The following is an 18,256-nucleotide window of genomic DNA, read 5'->3' on the forward strand; positions in this document are numbered from 1 at the left end:
CATGACCCGCTCATTACGTGTGTTCTACATCGCCCTGTTCCTGGTGACCCTGCTGGTCCTCGGGCTGTGGTCGGCGCGCAGCTTCTTCGGCTTTAGCACCAACAATGACGCCACCGTGCTCAACGGGCGCTGGGCCAAGGCGGTGGAAACCCACTACGACGACCAGTTCCCGATCAAGCGCCTGGGCACTAACCTCTGGGCCGCCCTGGACTTCAAGCTGTTCAACGAAGGCCGCCCCGGGGTGGTGCTGGGCCGCGACCAGTGGCTGTACAGCGATGAAGAGTTCAACCCGGTGGTCAACGAGGAACTCAACCTGCAGGGCAACTACGCCCTGGTGGAAGGCGTGCGCCAGACCTTGAAGGCGCACGGGGTGAAGCTGGTGATGGCGATCGTCCCGGCCAAGGCCCGCCTGTACCCGGAACACATGGACGAGGTACGCCCGGCACGGATCCACGCCAACCTCTACCAGGACTTCCACGCCCGGGTCGCCGCCGACAAGATCCTCGCCCCCGACCTGCTGGGGCCCCTGCAACAGGCCAAGCAACAGGGCCAGCAAGTGTTCCTGCGCACCGACACTCACTGGACCCCGGCCGGCGCCGAAGTCGTCGCTCGCCAGTTGGCCCAGGCCATCGCCGCCAAGACCCCGCTCAGCGGTCAGCCACAACGCTTCGTCACCGAAACCCAAGAGACCGTGAAGCACCAGGGTGACCTGCGGCGCTTCCTGCCCCTGGACCCGCTGTTCGACAACCTGATGCCCGCCGCAGAACCGCTGCAAAAGCGCGTGACCCGTGCCAGCGAGGAGCCGCCGGCCGCCGACGACGCGCTGTTCGCCGACCATGAGGTGCCGGTGACCCTGGTGGGCACCAGCTACAGCGCCAACCCCAACTGGAACTTTGTCGGCGCCCTGAAACAGGCCCTGCACAGCGACGTACTGAGCTACGCCGAGGACGGCCACGGCCCGATCCTGCCGATGCTCAGCTACCTGAAAAGCGACGACTTCAAGAACCACCCGCCCCAGGTGCTGATCTGGGAATTCCCTGAACGCTATCTGCCGGTGAACAACGAAATCGGCGACGCCGACCCGCAGTGGGTCGCAGCGCTCAAGCAAGCCGGTGCTCGCCAGCAAAACCTGGCCAGCAACACTTCGAAATCCGAGACGCCCGACCGGGCGCAAAACTGAAAAAAGAGGTAACACTCATGACTTTCATCACTACTCCTCGCCGTCTCGCCCAAGCAATCACCCTGGCTGCCGGCATGAGCGTCCTGTCCCTATCCGCCTTCGCCGGTGGCGACGCCGCGCTGTACGGCCCCACCGCGCCCAAGGGCTCGACCTTCGTGCGCCTGTACAACGCCAGCAACAGCGAAGTCAGCGCCACGGTGGGCAGCACCAACGTCAACGACGTCGCGCCCCTGGGCAGCAGCGACTTCAGCTTCATGCCCGGCGGCGACTACACCGCCAAGGTGGGCAGCCAGAGCGTGCCGGTGAAACTCGCCGCCGATCACTATTACACCCTGGTCAACAACGCCAGCGGCCAGCCACAGCTGATCGAAGAACCGCCGTTCAAGAACAAGCAGAAATCCCTGGTGCGGGTGCAGAACCTCAGCGACCAGGCCCTGACCCTGAAGACCGCCGACGGCAAGACCGACGTGGTCAAGGCCGTGGCGGCCAAAGGCCGCGGCGAGCGCGAAATCAACCCGGTGAAGGTCAGCTTCGCCCTGTATGACGGCGAGAAAAAGGTCAGCGACCTCAAGCCCGTGGCCCTGGAGCGCGGCGAAGCGGCGGTGCTCTACGTCACCGGCAACGGCAGCAACCTGTCGCCAGTCTGGGTCAAGCGCCCCGTCTCCACCCGATAAGAGCAGTGGCCGCTGCCGAGGCACGAGGCTGCGACGCGGTCCGCAGGACCGCCCTCAGGGGCCGCTTCGCAGCCCATCGCAGCCTCGTACCTCGGCAGCGGCTACACCGAGACAAAAACAAGAGTGAAACGACAGAACGCAGTAGCTCTAACCCATACGATGTTTGAAGGAGTAACAACATGATTCCGGTGATCTTGTCAGGTGGTAGCGGCTCACGTCTTTGGCCGCTTTCGCGCAAGCAATTCCCCAAGCAGTTCCTCGCCCTGACCGGCGAACACACGTTGTTCCAGCAAACCCTGGAGCGCCTGGTGTTCGAAGGCATGGACACCCCGATCGTGGTCTGCAACAAGGACCACCGCTTCATCGTCAACGAGCAGCTGGCCAACCGTAAGCTCGAATCCCAGCGCATCCTCATGGAACCTTTCGGCCGCAACACCGCGCCCGCCGTGGCCCTGACCGCGATGATGCTGGTCAACGAAGGCCGCGACGAACTGATGCTGGTGCTGCCCGCCGACCACGTCCTCGACGACCAGAAAGCCCTGCAACGGGCCCTGGCCCTGGCCACCGTGGCTGCCGAGCGTGGCGAAATGGTGCTGTTCGGCGTGCCGGCGAGCAAACCGGAAACCGGCTACGGCTACATCAAGTCCGCCAACGACGCCCTGCTCCCGGAAGGCGTTAGCCGTGTCTCGCAGTTCGTCGAAAAACCCGACGAAAAACGCGCCACCGAGTTCGTCCAGGCCGGCGGCTACTTCTGGAACAGCGGCATGTTCCTGTTCCGCGCCAGCCGCTTCCTCGAAGAACTGAAGAAACACGACCCGGACATCTACGACACCTGCCTCTTGACCCTGGAACGCAGCCAGCAGGACCCGGACACCGTGATCATCGACGAAGCCACCTTCGCCTGCTGCCCGGACAACTCCATCGACTACGCGGTGATGGAAAAGACCCAGCGCGCCTGCGTAGTCCCGCTGACCGCCGGCTGGAGCGACGTAGGCTGCTGGTCGTCGCTGTGGGACGTGCATGAAAAAGACGCCAACGGCAACGTCAGCAAAGGCGATGTGGTGATCCAAGACAGCAAGAACTGCATGATCCACGGCAACGGCAAACTGGTGTCGGTGATCGGCCTGGAAAACATCGTCGTCGTAGAAACCAAGGACGCCATGATGATTGCCCACAAGGACAAGGTCCAAGGGGTGAAACAGATGGTTAACACCCTCAACGAACAGGGCCGCAGCGAAACCCAGAACCACTGCGAGGTCTACCGCCCGTGGGGCTCCTACGACTCGGTGGACATGGGCGGGCGTTTCCAGGTCAAGCACATCTCAGTCAAGCCGGGGGCCTGCCTGTCGCTGCAGATGCACCACCACCGCGCCGAACACTGGATCGTGGTCAGCGGCACCGCCGAAGTCACCTGTGACGAGAACGTGTTCCTGCTCACCGAGAACCAGTCCACCTACATCCCCATCGCCTCGGTGCACCGCCTGCGCAACCCGGGGAAGATTCCGCTGGAGATCATCGAAGTGCAATCGGGCAGTTATTTGGGCGAAGACGACATCGAGCGGTTTGAGGATATCTACGGGCGCTCTACTCCGGTGGAGCGTGGCGTTTCGGTGAAGACCATCGCTCAGTAACAGCGGCAAGTAGAAGCAGCCGTAAGCTTCAAGCGGCAAGCTGCAAGTAAAAGCAGGGAGCCGTACTAGCAAGACCTTTGTGCTCCCCCTTTCCAGGTGCCTGCGTCCCCTATCCGCAGGCGCTTGGACAGGGGGATTTTTTCTGTAGCCGCTGCCGCAGGCTGCGAAAAGGGCCGAAGGACCTTCAGCGATCTCAAGCCCCCTGCGCCCGCTGCGCGGTCGTTCGCAGCCTGCGGCAGCGGCTACAAGAAGCAGCGATCAGTAGAGGCAGCCGTAAGCTTCAAGCGGCAAGCTGCAAGTAAAAGCAGGGAGTCGTACTAGCAAGACCTTTGTGCTCCCCCTTTCCAGGGGCCTGCGTCCCCTATCCGCAGGCGGTTGGACAGGGGGATTTTTTCTGTAGCCGCTGCCGCAGGCTGCGAAAAGGGCCGAAGGACCTTCAGCGATCTCAAGCCCCCTGCGCCCGCTGCGCGGTCGTTCGCAGCCTGCGGCAGCGGCTACAAGAAGCAGCGATCAGTAGAGGCAGCCGTAAGCTTCAAGCGGCAAGCCAGATCAACAGCCATCTGTGGATACAAAAGGTCGTTTAAGGCTACACATCTCAGGTTGACCGCCCTCTTACTGCTCCCTATCCTCGCGCCTGTCACGACTCATTCGTGATCGGGTTTGACGGCTCGGTAACACTTTCAGGACGCATAGTTCCTCGACTCTGCTTGCGCTCTTCTGCGCTCGCAAAAAAGTCTTATGGCGACTGTGCGTGGGGCATCTTCGGATGCGCCGGGTTCCTGAAACCGGTCCGTCAACCTGCGTACAGTTGCCACCCAACTCGTTTGACGGCGATCAAGTGGCAGCTCTATTTATTTCAGGAGCAACACACCATGACGGACCGTATCGCACTAACCAGCAACGAATCCTCCATCCCCACCCTGTTTATCGACACCCGCGCGCCCTTGGACGAACTCCATGCCAGCGCCGCCTACCGCATCCTCGCGGTGACTCAACTGATGGAAAGCATCGTGCACATGGACAGCCGCCACGCCGATGCCACCGACCTGACACAGATCGCCCACGCCAGCGCCATTCTGTTGCGCGATGGTTGTGATCTGCTGGATGTGTTGGGTCGGCGGATTCGTGGCAGTCAGTACCTGAACTAAAACGCCCCGTGATCGTTCCCCTTCAAACGCGGGGGGAACGATCGGCACGCCTGTCCCCCTCCCCTTCATCTAGAACCCACTTCATCGATCACTGCCGTACCCATCGTCGCCAGAAGATGCGCAGCTCTGTTGTGGGTGGCTGCCGTGCGCGGATTGGTCGACCGGAGATACAGGAACCCGGCAGGGACGAAGCCCTTCCACGCACAGCTGCCATTGCACGAATGCGCAGGCGCACAACCCGCCTGCAATAGCGAAATGGGGCGCTGCTGCAGCTGCATCAAGACGGGTTACCAAGCGGAGGGGTGGCAGCTGCGTGCAGGTTGGTAAACCGGAGATACAGGAACCCGGCAGGGACGAGCCCTCCCACGCACAGCTGCCATTGAACGGAAATGCGGGCGCAAAAAAACACCGGCATGAGTGAAATGGGGCACTGTTGGCCTGTATCAAAACGAATTACCAAGCCCAGTCGCTGAATGGGCTGCGACGCTCAAAGGCTAGTTCCAGGTTCAATACGGAGCAACGACAAAGGCGTCGCGGTTTATGTCCAAACCACCAGCGCTGGGAACACTCCAGCCATTAGCAATCTGAAACTCCCCGCCCCCGCTTCGCGGTTGTTCGCAACCTGCGGCAGTGTCTACAAAAAAGCGCGTAACACGCGCTTTGGCTCTTGCTCTTGCTCTGCCTGCCCCTTCAGGAGGCCGAGTGCAGGCATTGCGTAGGGGGCAGCTCGGCATGGATGCCGAGCTAGCCGCCCCAGGCCATGGATGGCCTGTGGCGGCGTGCCCCCGGAGCAATGCCGGAGCGAGGGCACCCCGAGCCTAGGCGAGGGGCCGGATGCGGGGTCAGGAGGCCATCAGAGTGGACCACATGATGTCCACTATTGGCATAAATCCGCTTTAACGGACCGTCTGTTGTCCCTAACGCCCCCATCAAAACCAGACCTGTGGATAACGTCACAACAGCCATCCTCCATCGCCAACCCCACCTACGCTTAGGTAGGATGTCCCCTCCTTTTCCCCGAGGCTCGCGTCATGTTCATCGGCGTTCTGCTGGTCATTACCTGGCTGATCCTGCTTCTGCGCTACCCGGCCAAAGCCCTTCCCGTGTCCCTGGCCGCCGCGTTTGGCCTGGCCCTGGTGGCCTGCTGGGTGGTCTGGCTGGACAACCGCGAAGCCCAGCAACTGGCGCGCCTGGAGCTGCGCCTGAGCTACGCGCCGGACCACTGCCCCGCCGACCGGCCGCTGCAGGTCAAGCTCAACAACGGCAACAAGGTGCCCCTGGTGGAACTGCGCTGGCGGGTCGCCGCCTATGCCCCGGGGGATACGGTCAACCTCGCCGACAACCAGTACAGCGCCCCGCGCTACCGTGGCCCCGGCGAGTTGCAGGCCGGTGCCAACTGGCAGGACTGCCTGCCGCTGCCACCGCTGCGCCCCGGCTATCGCCCGCAAACCCTGGAGTTTCGCGCCGAGCGTCTACAGGGTAGTTTCTCCGACTGATTCGCCCCTCCCCTCACCCAGCAAAGGACCGCGCCATGCCCGTAGCGTTGATCACCGGTTGTTCCAGCGGCATCGGCCGCGCCCTGGCAGACACCTTCAAGAACGCCGGTTTCACCGTGCTCGCCACCGCCCGCAAGGCCGAGGACGTAAACACCCTGCAAGCCGCCGGCTTCACCGCGGTGCAACTGGACGTGAATGACGGCCCGGCCCTGAGCGCCCTGGGCGAGGAGATCAACCAGCAATACGGCGGCCTCGATGTACTGATCAACAACGCCGGCTACGGCGCCATGGGCCCGCTGCTGGATGGCGGCGTGGAAGCGATGCAGCGCCAGTTCGAAACCAATGTGTTCTCGGTGGTCGGGGTGACCCGGGCGATGTTCCCGGTGCTGCGCCGCAGCCGTGGCCTGGTGGTGAATATCGGCAGTGTGTCCGGGGTGCTGGTGACGCCGTTTGCCGGCGCCTATTGCGCCTCGAAAGCCGCGGTGCACGCCTTGAGCGATGCCTTGCGCATGGAGTTGGCGCCGTTCGGCATCCGAGTCATGGAAGTGCAGCCCGGGGCCATTGCATCGAGCTTCGCCAAGAACGCCGGGCATGAAGCCGAACAGCTGCTCAACGAACAATCGCCCTGGTGGCCACTGCGCGAGGGCATTCGCGCCCGGGCCAAGGCCTCCCAGGACAAGCCGACCCCGGCCAGCGAATTTGCCGCCGGCTTGCTCAAGGCCGTGCAACAGGACAACCCGCCGCGCCTGGTGCGCCTGGGCAATGGCAGCCGCGCCTTGCCGCTGCTGGCCAATCTGCTGCCCAAGGGTCTGCTGGAGAAAGGACTGATGAAGCGCTTCGGCCTGAGCGCCAAGCTCTGACCCGTATCTGTTGCCGCGAAAACCGCGCTCCCCTACAGGAGCACGCGGCAATATCGGTGGCCCCTTCAGAGGCCAAACAGCATACCGAGTGCAGCCAGGGCGCCAATGCTCATCAACGAAGCGAAGTACAGGTGGGTCCAGGTATCGGGGATGACCTCAGCCGGGTTGGCGGGGTTGTAGAAAACCTCCACGGCGTCGCCCACTTGTGTCTCGGAAAACTCGCTGTCAAAGGTATGGGTCATCACGCGGCCATCAGCGGTCACATAGGACACCGTTCTGGTGGAGTGATAGCTGGTACCGCTCTGTACCCCGACCATCCGTGATCGAGTACCGTCGACCACCTGGGCCGTGGTATGGACACCGGTGAACCTGAGGGCAAAAAAATCCCAGCCCCAGGAGTAGGCTCCCGCCGCACAGCAGAGCATCACCAGACCCACCAACACCTTGCCGACATAACGCACACCCGCACTCCTTGCTCGCTCACACTGCTGGCCCATCGCTCAAGGTTCAAGACTCAAGGGAGGTTGCGCCAAAAGGCAGCGAATATAGAGACTCGCCCCAGGCGAGCACAACCGTTTTGAGCACTGCTGATCACTTACCGCCTACCGGCGAAGAGGCCCGCGAGCCGAGCGCAAGCCTGGCGCTGGCAAGCCAGCACCTGCAGCGGTGGCGCGGTGCGCATTGTGCCCCTGTGCATTCCCAGTAGAATGCGCGCGCAGCATGGAATCGCTGGCGTCGACACCCAAGCACGGAATAGCTAACGCTCCACCCTCTCCCGTCCTGTCACTGCCTGATTTCATGCGCGTCTTTTTTCATTCGCCGATCAGGGAATACCCATTGAAATTGTTCAACGCGCTGCCACTGGCATTGGCTGTCTTGCTGGCGGCCTGCGCCTCCACGGCTCCGGAAAACACCGAACCCAAAGTCCCCGAACTGAATGACACCCTGCCCAAGCTGACGCTGGAAAGCGTCTTGCCCAAAGTGACGCCCAACGAATACTGCAACCCGGCCATGGAGGCCGATCTGCTGTACGGCATCGGTTACAAGCTGAACGAGATCGAGGACTACAAGAACGCCAAGAGCTGCTTCGCCATGGCCGCGCCGCACTACACCCGGGCCTTCTGCTTCCTGTCCACCACCACTGACCAGGAAACCGACAAGCCCAAGGCCGAGCGCGATCGCGAGTCCTTCAACTACATCGCCTACTCCGCCTCGCAGAACGATTGGTGCGCCGAGTACGGCATGTACGCCACCTACTGGTTCGGCGACAAGGACATTCCCAAGGACCGGGACCTGGCCCTGCGCTGGCTGGAGCGCTCGGCGCTGCACGGCAACCCGGAACCGCAGCAGAGCCTGGCCGACGACGCCGAAGAATCCGGCGACCTGGTGAAGGCCTATGCCTGGCTGAAGATCATCGACAACACCGAGGACACCAGCCAGCTGGATGCCTTGAAAGGCAAGATGAGCCCGGAGCAACTGGCCGAAGGCGAACAGCGCTTTGCCGACCTCAAGAAGCGCGTGACCAGCAAGCAGGTGATGTACGACGAAGCGCGGGATGAGGAAGTGGCGATTTTCTCGGCCGAGATCCATTTCGATCTCCCCGACCTGTTCCAGGGCATGACCACGGCCGAGCGCCAGGCCTTTGTCAAAGCGGCCATCGCCAAGGCCCGGGACAGCAGCCAGTTCAAGCTGCATTACGCGGTGACCCAGTACGTCATCGTCTCGCGGCTGGCCCAGCAGCGTTACCCCGGTGTCGACGTGCTGCAGAACCCGAAGCTGGTGGCCACCATCAACAACGTCAACGACGGCCTGGAAGCGGCGGCGAAGAAGTCCCTGGCGATCATGCAGAAAAGCTACAAGTAACGCCCCCCCACCGTCGTAGGAGCCGGCTTGCCGGCGCCTACATAGGCCTGCGCCTACAGGGGCTCGGGGTTGACGATGACGGTGCAGGTGATGCCGGCGGCCAGCAGCACGCCGTCCGGCACTTCGTCGATGTGGATGCGCACCGGTACGCGCTGGGCCAGGCGCACCCAGTTGAAGGTCGGGTTGACGTCGGCGATCAGTTCGCGGCTCTCCGGGTTGTCACGGTCGTAGATGCCGCGGGAAATGCTTTCCACGTGGCCCTTGAGCACTTCACCGCTCATCAGTTGCATGTCCGCTTTATCACCCACGCGCACGTGGGGCAGCTTGGTTTCCTCGAAGAAGCCGTAGACCCAGAACGAGTTCATGTCGACCACCGCCATCTTCGCCTCGCCGATGCGCGCGTAGTCGCCACGGTGCACGTTGAGGTTGGTCACGTAGCCATCCACCGCCGCCCGTACCTGGGTACGTTTGAGGTTGAGTTCCGCCGCTTCCAGCTGGGCCTGGGCGTGCTGGTAGTCGGCCAGGGCCGAGTCGGCGATGTTGCCGGCGTCGTCGCGGTTTTCCTTGGAGATCACCAGGTTGTCCATGTCGGCGCGGCGCCGGGCGTTGACCTTGCGCATCTCCCAGGTGGCCTTCTTCGAGGCCACCAAAGACTGCGCCTGCTTGACCGCGATCTGGTAGTGCTCGGGGTCGATCTGCATCAGCAGATCGCCCTTGCGCACCAGCTGGTTGTCCTTGACCGGCACATCCACCACTTCACCGGTGACGTCGGCGGCGACGTTGATGATGTCCGCGCGCACCCGGCCGTCACGGGTCCAGGGGGTGTACATGTAGTGCTCCCACAGGGTGCGGCCGATCCACAGGGCCAGGGCCAGCACGAGCAGGGTGGCGAGCAGGCTGAAAAACTTTTTCATTGCGGGGGTCTCAACGGTAGACAGTGAGCGCCATGGCGCCGAACAGACAGCAGAACAGGCTCAGGCGCAGCAGCGCCGGGTGCCAGAAGAAGCGATACAGGTCATAGCCGGAGATGAACCGGTCCAGGGCCCAGGCCAGGGCCGCGGCGATGAAGAACATCAGGGTCATGGTGGGCATGTAAACGCCGTGGAAGGCGATTTCACGAGGCATGGTCAAGTCCTTGGGGGGCAGGCGCCGCCGGCTTGGCCACGGCATAGGCCGCCAGCGGCGATTGCGGGTCGAGCAGTGACGTACGGATGAAGTGCAGGTAGCTCTTGACCCGGCGCAGGGCCGAGGTGTCGAAGTGCGGGGCGAAGGGTTCGTCGGTGGCCTGGACCCGGCTGATGGCGTGGTCCACGGCAATCAGCCCGCGCTCCAGGTTGCTCTGGCTGGGTTGCAGGAACAGCCGCACCAGGGAGCGGCCCATGACCCGGATCGCCTGGCGCCAGGGCTGGGACTCGGCATAGGCCGGGTGCACCGGGAGGATCGCCTGTTCCTTGCGCAGCTCGATGATCGCGTGGCCGACTTCCAGCACCACGAACATCCAGCGCAGCAGCTCGCTCTGCACCTTGGGCTGGCCCACCGCCAGGCCATAGGCCTGGTGCAGCAGGTCGCGGGTGCGGCTTTCGAAGCTTGAGGCCAGGCCCTTGAGCTTGCCGCTGATGGCGTACACCACCTGGCCGCGCAGGTCCTGCTCCAGGCGCCGCCACAGCCAGCGGCTGTTGGGCGGCAAAATGATCGCCCCGGCCGCGGCGCAGACCAGCATGCCCATGACCATGGCGATGTAGTCGTTGATGAAGGTGTAGGGGTTGTAGACGGTCAGGTTGTCCGGCACCGAACCGGTGCTGAAGAAGATCAGCAGGCCCAGGCCGACCCCGGCGTACTTGGGCCGCGAGGCCAGGAACGAACCGAGCACGATCACCGGCGCCAGCATCAGGCACAGCAGCGGGAAACCGTCGATCCAGGGGAACACGAAGAACATTTCGACGAAGCCCACCAGGGCGCCGATAAAAGTCCCGCAGGCCATCTGGAAGGCCATGCGCTTGGGGTTCGGCGTGGCGGCGGAAAGGCCGATGGTGGCGGCGGCGATCAGGGTCATGGTGGCGCCGCTGGGCCAGGCGGTGGCCACCCAGTAGCTGCCCAGCACCACCAGCACGAAGGCCGCGCGAATGCCCGAGGCGGCGCAGGCCAGCCAGTTGGTCTGCGGGGTGTAGGGCTCGTCCCAGCGCTCGCGTTCGTGGCTGTGGTCGGCCAGGGACGCGTGGGTCTGGGCGTAGCTATGCATCTCGTCGACGAAGCGGTACAGCAGCTCGTAGGCGGTATGGAAATCCAGCTGCTCGGCGTCGCTCGGGCCGCTCTCCTGGAAGGCCGCGCGCAGGCTGCGCACCCGCGCCGGCAGCTCGCTCTTGTAGGTCGCCAGGGCCGTGGCCAGGCGCGCCGCGTCGGGGCTGGTGAGGGCGCGACCGGAGAAACCGTCGAGCAGTTCCGCCAGGTCCTGCAGGCCCGGCTTGATCGCCGCCACCACATGGTCGGCGCCACTGCTGCGCAGGCGTTCGAGCAACTGGTGCAGGGCGTTGAAACGCGTGGTAATGCCCATGAACTCGCTGTTCAGGCGGCTCAGGCGGCCGTTGCGCCGACGCATGTGCGGGTCTTCGAACACGGTGACGCTGCGCAGCCCTTCCAGGCCCACGGCTTCGGCAATGAAGCGCACGTTGCTGGTTTCAAAACTGTCACGCTGGCTGCGCCCGCGCAGGCCGTCGGTGACGAACAACGCGAACACGCCGAAGCGCTGGTACAAGGCGTTGCGCATCGCGGCGCTGGCGGTCTGCGGGAGGATCGCGGCGCTGACCAGGGTCGAGCAGAGAATCCCCAGGGAAATCTCCAGCACCCGCCACACGGCCGCCATGAAGGCCCCTTCCGGGTGGGCCAGGGCTGGCAGGCCGACCATCGCCGCGGTGTAGCCGGCGAGGACGAAACCGTAGGCGCGAAAGTTGCGGTAGCGCGCGGCACCGGCCGAGCAGATGCCGACCCAGATCGCCAGGGAACCGAGGAACAGCTCGGTGTTCTGGGCGAACAGGGCGATCAGCGCCACCATCACCGCCGAGCCGGTCAGGGTGCCGAGAAAGCGGTAGAAGCTCTTGGCGAACACCTGGCCGCTCTGCGGCTGCATGACGATGAACACGGTGATCATCGCCGTGCGCGGTTGCGGCAGTTCCAGGCGCATGGCCAGCCACAGGGTGAGGAACGCGGCGGCCAGGACCTTGAAGATATAGACCCAGGTCACGCCGTCGCTGCGCGCCCAGTCGAAGAAACCCCGGCGCCATTCAAGGGAGTACAGCCAGCGCAAAGGGGCGGGCAAGGAAGTCATGGGAGCCTGCTTCAGTGGTCGAACACGGCCAGGGCCGCGGGGGTCTTGGGTGCCTGGGTGCGGTTTTCTGCGGGTACATCGCGGCCAGCTTCAAGCCCGCCCCCCAGGGCCGTCACCAGGTCCGCCTGGGCGGTCAGGCGCGCGGCCTGCACCTGCTGCTGGATCTGCTGCTGGTGAAACAGCAGGCTCTGGGCGTTGAGCACATTCAGGTAGTCGGTCAGGCCGCGCTGGAAGGCCACGGTGGCGATGTCGTAGGTCTTCTGCGCCGCGGCCACCGACTCGGCGGCGAAGACGTGCTGCTTGTCCATGGATTCGCGGCGGATCAACTGGTCGGAAATGCTTTTCAGCGCGTCCACCAGGGTCTGGTTGTACTTGGCCACGGCCATGTCGTAGCCGGCCGAGGCTTCGCCCAGCTCCGAGCGCAGGCGGCCGCCGTCGAAGATCGGCAGGCTGATGGCCGGACCGATGTTGTAGTTGAGTTTCTTGCCGGTGAGGAACTCCAGGGCGCCACCGCCAGTGGCCATGAAACCGATGCTGCCCACCAGGTCGACATTGGGGTAGAAACCGGCGTGGGCCACGTCGATGCCACGGGCCTGGGCCGCCACTTGCCAGCGGCTGGCGACCACGTCCGGGCGCTGCCCCAGCAGTTCGGCGGGCAGGGCCGAGGGCAGTTTCAGCGCGGCGCCCAGGGACAGGCTCGGCCGCTGCAACTGCGCGCCCTCTCCCGGGCCCTTGCCGGCCAGGGCCGCCAGTTGGTTGCGGGTCAGGGCGATTTCTTCGTCCAGGGCGTCCAGCTGGCGATGGGTTTCCGGCAGCGGCGCCTCGGCCTGGCTGACTTCGAAATGGGTGCCGAGACCACCGTCCAGGCGCCGTTGCGCCAGTTCGAGAATCTGTTGCTGCTGCTTCAGGGTGGCGGCCACGATATCGCGCTGGGCGAAGTGCAAGGACAGCTGGATGTAGCTGCGCACCACGTTGTTCACCAGCTCCAACTGGGCCTGGCGCGCTTCGGCCACGCTCATGTGGGCCAGGTCGACGGCGCGCTCGGTGTTGTTGCTTTCGCGGCCCCAGAGGTCCAGGGCATAACTGAAGCCCAGGGCGGCGTTGTTGTCCCAGGTGGTGGTGTTGGCCAGGGCGCCGGGGCCGTAGAACTGATCGGTGGGCCAGTTGTGGCGCTTGAGGGTGGCGTCGCCCTTGATCTGCAGCGACTCGGCCGACTCGGCGATACCGGCCAGGGCCTTGGCCTGGCGCACCCGGGCGGCGGCCATGGCCAGGCTCGGGCTGCCTTGCACGGCGAGGCTGATCCAGCGGTTCAACTGCGGGTCGCCGTAGGCCTGCCACCACTGGGCACTGGGCCAGTGGGCATCTTGCGCGGCGCTCTTGATCGCCTCGTCGGTGGCCAATGTATTAGCGGGAAGTGTCTTGCCTTGTGGGGCAATGCCTCCGGTTCCGATGCAGCCGCTGATTGCTAACGATAAAGCCCAAACACTGAGGGTCTTGAACCCTCTGCTGATGCGACGCGGCACTGCTGCGAATTCCTGAAGATCGGGGGGGAGTATTTCTCTCGTGGAAGTCGGCCGGCCGGCGCAGCGATACGCTTGCTACACCGCGTTGCGCGGATCGCCGGTAAGCCGACTCCTACGGATCGGCGCAATTCTAGGGGGCGGCCCGTTCGGCGATAAGCTGGGATTCCTGTGAATCTTTATTACCGTAAACGCGATAATCCCTTGGTCGCCTATCCAAGCCCCCGTAACTTCGTGTCACAATTTGCCATCTCCCCAGAGAGCACCCCATGGACACTTTGCAAAACATGCGCGCCTTCAGTTGCGTCGCCGAAGCCGGTAGTTTCACCGCCGCGGCTGTGCAACTGGATACCACCACGGCCAACGTCTCGCGCGCAGTCTCCAATCTTGAGGCTCACCTGCAAACCCGCCTGCTCAACCGTACCACCCGCCGTATCGCCCTGACCGAAGCCGGCAAGCGCTACCTGCTGCGCTGCGAGCAGATCCTGGCCTACGTCGAAGAAGCCGAGGCCGAGGCCAGCGACGCCCATGCCCGCCCCGCCGGGCAATTGAAAGTGCACACCATGACCGGCATCGGCCAGCACTTCGTGATCGACGCCATCGCCCGCTACCGCAAATCGCACCCGGACGTGACCTTCGACCTGACCATGGCCAACCGCGTGCCGGACCTTCTGGACGAGGGCTACGACGTCTCCATCGTCCTGGCCCGGGAACTGCCGGACTCGGGCTTCGTCTCCCAGCGCCTGGGGATGACCTACAGCATCATCTGCGCCTCGCCGGCCTATGTGAAAGCCAACGGCTGCGCGCAAAAGCCCAGCGACCTGCTGAACCACGCCTGCCTGCGCCTGGTGAGCCCGGTGATTCCCCTGGAGAAATGGGCTTTCGACGGCCCGGAAGGCCAGGAAATGGTCACCATCAACAGCTCGCCGTTCCTGGTGAACTCCGCCGACGCCATGAAGACCGCGATCATCAGCGGCATGGGCATTGGCGTGCTGCCGGTATACGCCGCCATCGAAGGCCTGCGCAACGGCACCCTGGTACGGGTCATGCCCAAGTACCGCTCCCAGGAACTGAACCTGTACGCCATCTACCCGTCGCGCCAGTACCTGGACGCCAAGATCAAGACCTGGGTCGAATACCTGCGCGGCTCCCTGCCGGAGATCCTCGCCGCGCACCAGGCGGAACTGGCGGCCTACGAACTGAGCGGCAGCCTCACCGGCGCACGCCTGTCCACCTGAACACCGCTCTCCCCGCAGGAACCGGCTTGCCGGCGAAAGGGCCCGACAGCCTTGAGCAAGCCACCAGCGCAGGCGCTGGCCGGTTGCGGGGCGCTTTGGCGGCGGCGGCAAAAATGTTAGCTTGCTTGGCATTCCCACCCGCCTGACGAGCCTTCGCGCGATGAAAAAGACTGTACTTGCCTTCAGCCGCATCACCCCCGAGATGACCGAACGCCTGCAACAGGACTTCGAGGTCATCGTCCCCAACCCCAAGAAAGGGGACATCGCCGCCCAGTTCAATGAAGCCCTGCCCCGGGCCCACGGCCTGATCGGCGTCGGTCGCAAGCTGGGGCGCGCGCAGCTGGAAAACGCCGCGCAGCTGGAAGTGGTGTCGAGCATCTCGGTGGGTTACGACAACTATGACCTGGCCTATTTCAACGAACGCGGGCTGATGCTCACCAACACCCCGGACGTGCTCACCGAAAGCACCGCCGACCTGGCCTTCGCCCTGCTCATGGGCAGCGCCCGGCGGGTGGCCGAGCTGGATGCCTGGACCAAGGCCGGGCAATGGCAGGCCAGCGTCGGCCCGGCGCTGTTCGGCTGCGATGTGCACGGCAAGACCCTGGGGATCGTCGGCATGGGCAACATCGGCGCGGCCATCGCCCGCCGTGGGCGTTTGGGTTTCGGCATGCCGATCCTCTACAGCGGCAACAGCCGCAAGGCGGCCCTGGAGCAGGAGCTGGGGGCGCAGTTGCGCAGCCTGGAACAACTGCTGGCCGAGGCGGATTTCGTCTGCCTGGTGGTGCCGTTGAGCGAGCAGACCCGGCACCTGATCAGCCACCGCGAACTGGCGCTGATGAAGCCCAGCGCGATCCTGGTGAACATTTCCCGCGGCCCGGTGGTGGATGAACCGGCGCTGATCGACGCCTTGCAGAAGGGCCAGATCCGTGGCGCCGGCCTGGATGTGTACGAGAAAGAGCCGCTGGCAGAGTCGCCGCTGTTCCAGCTGAAGAACGCGGTGACCCTGCCGCACATCGGCTCGGCCACCCATGAAACCCGCGACGCCATGGCCGAACGCGCCATGCGCAACCTGCGCAGCGCCCTGCTGGGCGAACGCCCGCAGGACCTGGTCAACCCGCAGGTGTGGAAGGGCTGACCCTAGCGGCCCTCCTTCCCGCCCTCCCTGTAGCCGCTGCCGAGCCTGCGAGGCTGCGAAAAGGTCCGCAGGACCTTCAGCGATAGACCTGCAGAATCAGGTCGCCTGGTTTTGCGACGGCTGCGCCGCCGTTCGCAGCCTCGCGAGCTCGGCAGCGGCTACAGAGGCTGGCACAGCCTTGGGTTTGCGGAACACCAGCACATTGCCCAGCATCACCAGTACCAGCCCGGCCAATGCCGGGGCAGTCCACTGATAGCCTTCGGCAAAGGCCGAGACGTTCAGCGCCACCACCGGAAACAATACCGTGCAGTACGCCGCCCGCTCCGGGCCCATGCGCCCGACCAGGGTCAGGTAGGCGGTAAAGCCGATCACCGAACCCGGTATCACCAGGTACAGCAGCGAGCCGATGTAGCGCGTGGTCCATTCCACGTCGAAGGCAATGCCCTGGGCCAGGCAGTACACCGCCAGCATCGTCGCGCCGTAGGCCATGCCCCAGGCATTGGTGGTCAGCGGCTTGAGCCCTGCTTTCTGCTGCAGGCTGGAGAGCATGTTGCCCGCTGAGAAACACAGGGTGCCGAGCAGCGCCAGCCCCAGGCCCAGCAGGGTTTGCGGGCTGGCGCTGTGGCCCGCCAGTTCGGGCCAGAACAGCAGCCCCAGCCCGAGCAGCCCCAGGCCGCCGCCGAGCAACACGTTGCGGGCGATCTTCTGGCCGAAGAACACTCGCGCATTCAGGGCGTTCCACAAGGTCGCGGTGGAAAACACCACCGCCACCAGGCCGCTGGGAATCCACTGGCTGGCGTGCAGAAAGCACATGAAGTTGATGCAGAACAGGCACAGGCCCTGGGCCAGGCAGATCAGGTGGCCACGGCGGTTCATCGGCTGCAGCTTGCGACTGAGCAGCAGCAGGACGAACAGCACCAGGGCCGCCAGGGCGAAGCGATAGACGATGGACACCGGAATCGCCACCACCCCCAGTTGCAGTTTCAGGGCGATCCAGGTGGTGCCCCAGATCAGCACGGTCAACAGGTACAGCGATAGGTTCATGGCACGACTCCTTGGCAAGGCGTGCAGTGTCACGCCCCCCAGGCCTCGCGCGCTTGCACAAACTTGCGCTTTTTATCAGCCCGGGGCTGGCAGCGCAGGGGCGACGGAGTAGCATGCGAAACACCGGTAAACGGACCTTTGACTGACGCCCCCACCATGCCCGCACTGGATACCCTGCAAGTCTTCCAAGCCCTCAACCGCTCGCCCCATGCTCGCCTGGAGCACAGCGCCGAGCTCGGTGACGGCTTGTCCGCGGCCTTGTGGAGCAACCATCACGACGCCCAGGAATATGAGGCGCCCGGCCACCACACCCTGTCTTGCTACCTGGCCGGCGGCACCGGCACCTTTCGCCGCGATCAGCCGGGCAGCAAGGGCGGCCCGGGCAAGCTGTGCATCCTGCCCGCCGAGCACCAGTCGGCCTGGGTGATCAATGGTGATATCCGTCTGGCCCATGTGTATTTCAGCCCCGAGCAGTTCGCCCTGGGCTGCGTCACCCTGCTGGACCGCGAACCCCGGGAAATGCACCTGCGCGAAAGCACCTTTGTCGACGACCCCGAGCAGACCCGGCGCTTCGCGCAGTTGGTCCGCCTGAACTGGGACGAGCCCGGCGAGCGCCTGCTGACCAGCAGCCTGGCCCACGAGATGCTCAACCACGCCCTGCTCAATCAAGTGGGCTCGCGCCAGGCTGCCCGGTTCAAGGGCGGGCTGGCCGCGCACCAGCGCCGCCTGCTGGTGGACTACATCGACAGCCAGTTGGACGCCCCCCTGAGCCTGGGCCAGCTGGCGGGGTTGTGCGCGCTCTCCGAATACCACTTCGCCCGTATGTTCCGCGCAAGCTTCGGCCTGCCGCCCCACCAATATGTCCTGGCCCGGCGCCTGGTCCGGGCCCGGCATCTGCTGCGCCACAGCGCCCTGCCCCTGGGTGAAATCGCCCTGGCTTGCGGCTTCTCCAGTGCCAGCCACTTCACCAACCGCTTTCGCCAGGCCCTGGGGGGAACACCGGGGGACTATCGCCTGGCGTTCCTGCGCCGAGGTTCGGACTACCGATAAGCCACCTCTGCTGGCCCCTTCTTGCGCCAAAACCCACGCTGGTACGTCTGAATCAGTAAGTGACCCAAGTTCCTTACTTAAACAAGACAATTCTT

Annotated in this window: 16 protein-coding genes; 10 read left to right on the forward strand and 6 right to left on the reverse strand. The window is 64.4% G+C overall.

Annotated features, from left to right (window positions below):
* Position 1: 1 nt before the first annotated feature.
* The 6 genes from LXM55_RS07335 to LXM55_RS07360 all read left to right on the forward strand — a co-directional run bounded on the left by LXM55_RS07335 (position 2) and on the right by LXM55_RS07360 (position 6,989).
* On the forward strand, positions 2-1,180 hold the full coding sequence (locus LXM55_RS07335) for an alginate O-acetyltransferase (RefSeq protein ID WP_233319776.1): 1,179 nt from the start codon (positions 2-4) through the stop codon (positions 1,178-1,180).
* Between the two features lie 17 nt (positions 1,181-1,197).
* The gene (locus LXM55_RS07340) at positions 1,198-1,854 is read left to right on the forward strand and encodes an alginate O-acetyltransferase AlgF (protein ID WP_233319777.1); all 657 of its coding nucleotides are present in this window, start codon (positions 1,198-1,200) and stop codon (positions 1,852-1,854) included.
* 179 nt (positions 1,855-2,033) lie between these two features.
* Positions 2,034-3,485 carry a mannose-1-phosphate guanylyltransferase/mannose-6-phosphate isomerase gene (locus LXM55_RS07345; RefSeq protein ID WP_233319778.1) on the forward strand — a complete coding sequence of 484 codons (1,452 nt, stop codon included), beginning with the start codon at positions 2,034-2,036 and terminating at the stop codon, positions 3,483-3,485.
* 872 nt (positions 3,486-4,357) lie between these two features.
* Entirely contained in the window at positions 4,358-4,633 is a 276-nt protein-coding gene (locus LXM55_RS07350) for a short-chain dehydrogenase (protein WP_233319779.1), read from the forward strand.
* 1,031 nt (positions 4,634-5,664) lie between these two features.
* Complete coding sequence (locus LXM55_RS07355) at positions 5,665-6,129, forward strand: multidrug transporter (RefSeq protein WP_102861233.1); 465 nt, start codon at positions 5,665-5,667, stop codon at positions 6,127-6,129.
* 35 nt (positions 6,130-6,164) lie between these two features.
* A complete protein-coding gene (locus LXM55_RS07360; RefSeq protein ID WP_233319780.1) occupies positions 6,165-6,989 on the forward strand; it encodes an SDR family oxidoreductase in 825 nt (274 codons plus the stop codon).
* A gap of 65 nt (positions 6,990-7,054) precedes the next feature.
* Here LXM55_RS07360 and LXM55_RS07365 read toward each other — a convergent pair whose 3' ends face one another.
* Positions 7,055-7,486 carry a DUF3592 domain-containing protein gene (locus LXM55_RS07365; protein ID WP_233319781.1) on the reverse strand — a complete coding sequence of 144 codons (432 nt, stop codon included), beginning with the start codon at positions 7,484-7,486 and terminating at the stop codon, positions 7,055-7,057.
* A 340-nt stretch (positions 7,487-7,826) separates the two neighbouring features.
* Here LXM55_RS07365 and LXM55_RS07370 point away from each other — a divergent pair, with 340 nt between their 5' ends.
* Positions 7,827-8,852 carry a sel1 repeat family protein gene (locus LXM55_RS07370; RefSeq protein WP_233319782.1) on the forward strand — a complete coding sequence of 342 codons (1,026 nt, stop codon included), beginning with the start codon at positions 7,827-7,829 and terminating at the stop codon, positions 8,850-8,852.
* A gap of 53 nt (positions 8,853-8,905) precedes the next feature.
* Here the strand turns inward: LXM55_RS07370 and LXM55_RS07375 are convergent, their stop codons facing one another.
* Genes LXM55_RS07375 through LXM55_RS07390 form a run of 4 tightly spaced genes read right to left on the reverse strand, consistent with a single transcriptional unit; the run spans position 8,906 to position 13,697 of the window.
* Positions 8,906-9,766 (reverse strand): efflux RND transporter periplasmic adaptor subunit, encoded by an 861-nt coding sequence (locus tag LXM55_RS07375; RefSeq protein ID WP_233319783.1) that lies wholly within the window; start codon positions 9,764-9,766, stop codon positions 8,906-8,908.
* A gap of 10 nt (positions 9,767-9,776) precedes the next feature.
* Positions 9,777-9,977 (reverse strand): DUF1656 domain-containing protein, encoded by a 201-nt coding sequence (locus LXM55_RS07380; RefSeq protein WP_007930063.1) that lies wholly within the window; start codon positions 9,975-9,977, stop codon positions 9,777-9,779.
* On the reverse strand, positions 9,967-12,174 hold the full coding sequence (locus LXM55_RS07385; protein WP_233319784.1) for an FUSC family protein: 2,208 nt from the start codon (positions 12,172-12,174) through the stop codon (positions 9,967-9,969). The genes LXM55_RS07380 and LXM55_RS07385 overlap by 11 nt, the downstream gene beginning before the upstream one ends.
* An 11-nt stretch (positions 12,175-12,185) precedes the next feature.
* Positions 12,186-13,697, reverse strand: coding sequence for an efflux transporter outer membrane subunit (locus tag LXM55_RS07390; protein WP_233319785.1), 1,512 nt, complete (start codon positions 13,695-13,697; stop codon positions 12,186-12,188).
* A gap of 266 nt (positions 13,698-13,963) precedes the next feature.
* Between LXM55_RS07390 and LXM55_RS07395 the strand changes: the two genes are divergently transcribed.
* Entirely contained in the window at positions 13,964-14,932 is a 969-nt protein-coding gene (locus LXM55_RS07395; RefSeq protein ID WP_233319786.1) for a LysR family transcriptional regulator, read from the forward strand.
* 160 nt (positions 14,933-15,092) lie between these two features.
* Positions 15,093-16,067 (forward strand): 2-hydroxyacid dehydrogenase, encoded by a 975-nt coding sequence (locus LXM55_RS07400; protein WP_233319787.1) that lies wholly within the window; start codon positions 15,093-15,095, stop codon positions 16,065-16,067.
* A 96-nt stretch (positions 16,068-16,163) separates the two neighbouring features.
* Here the strand turns inward: LXM55_RS07400 and LXM55_RS07405 are convergent, their stop codons facing one another.
* Entirely contained in the window at positions 16,164-17,111 is a 948-nt protein-coding gene (locus LXM55_RS07405; RefSeq protein WP_233319788.1) for a DMT family transporter, read from the reverse strand.
* A gap of 156 nt (positions 17,112-17,267) precedes the next feature.
* On the opposite strand from LXM55_RS07405, the gene LXM55_RS07410 reads away from it, so the two are divergent.
* Positions 17,268-18,161 carry a helix-turn-helix domain-containing protein gene (locus LXM55_RS07410; RefSeq protein ID WP_233319789.1) on the forward strand — a complete coding sequence of 298 codons (894 nt, stop codon included), beginning with the start codon at positions 17,268-17,270 and terminating at the stop codon, positions 18,159-18,161.
* Positions 18,162-18,256: the final 95 nt, after the last annotated feature.

Origin of the sequence: Pseudomonas sp. Au-Pse12, from assembly GCF_021341665.1 — a bacterium.
Lineage (GTDB): Bacteria > Pseudomonadota > Gammaproteobacteria > Pseudomonadales > Pseudomonadaceae > Aquipseudomonas.

Bases quoted from the DNA above. Each gene is read 5' to 3' on its own strand.
- LXM55_RS07405 (WP_233319788.1), bottom strand. From the start codon at position 17,111: ATGAACCTATCGCTGTACCTGTTGACCGTGCTGATCTGGGGCACCACC.
- LXM55_RS07385 (WP_233319784.1), bottom strand. From the start codon at position 12,174: ATGACTTCCTTGCCCGCCCCTTTGCGCTGGCTGTACTCCCTTGAATGG.
- LXM55_RS07335 (WP_233319776.1), top strand. From the start codon at position 2: ATGACCCGCTCATTACGTGTGTTCTACATCGCCCTGTTCCTGGTGACC.
- LXM55_RS07350 (WP_233319779.1), top strand. From the start codon at position 4,358: ATGACGGACCGTATCGCACTAACCAGCAACGAATCCTCCATCCCCACC.
- LXM55_RS07375 (WP_233319783.1), bottom strand. From the start codon at position 9,766: ATGAAAAAGTTTTTCAGCCTGCTCGCCACCCTGCTCGTGCTGGCCCTG.
- LXM55_RS07410 (WP_233319789.1), top strand. From the start codon at position 17,268: ATGCCCGCACTGGATACCCTGCAAGTCTTCCAAGCCCTCAACCGCTCG.
- LXM55_RS07340 (WP_233319777.1), top strand. From the start codon at position 1,198: ATGACTTTCATCACTACTCCTCGCCGTCTCGCCCAAGCAATCACCCTG.
- LXM55_RS07380 (WP_007930063.1), bottom strand. From the start codon at position 9,977: ATGCCTCGTGAAATCGCCTTCCACGGCGTTTACATGCCCACCATGACC.
- LXM55_RS07345 (WP_233319778.1), top strand. From the start codon at position 2,034: ATGATTCCGGTGATCTTGTCAGGTGGTAGCGGCTCACGTCTTTGGCCG.
- LXM55_RS07355 (WP_102861233.1), top strand. From the start codon at position 5,665: ATGTTCATCGGCGTTCTGCTGGTCATTACCTGGCTGATCCTGCTTCTG.
- LXM55_RS07400 (WP_233319787.1), top strand. From the start codon at position 15,093: ATGAAAAAGACTGTACTTGCCTTCAGCCGCATCACCCCCGAGATGACC.
- LXM55_RS07365 (WP_233319781.1), bottom strand. From the start codon at position 7,486: ATGGGCCAGCAGTGTGAGCGAGCAAGGAGTGCGGGTGTGCGTTATGTC.
- LXM55_RS07395 (WP_233319786.1), top strand. From the start codon at position 13,964: ATGGACACTTTGCAAAACATGCGCGCCTTCAGTTGCGTCGCCGAAGCC.
- LXM55_RS07360 (WP_233319780.1), top strand. From the start codon at position 6,165: ATGCCCGTAGCGTTGATCACCGGTTGTTCCAGCGGCATCGGCCGCGCC.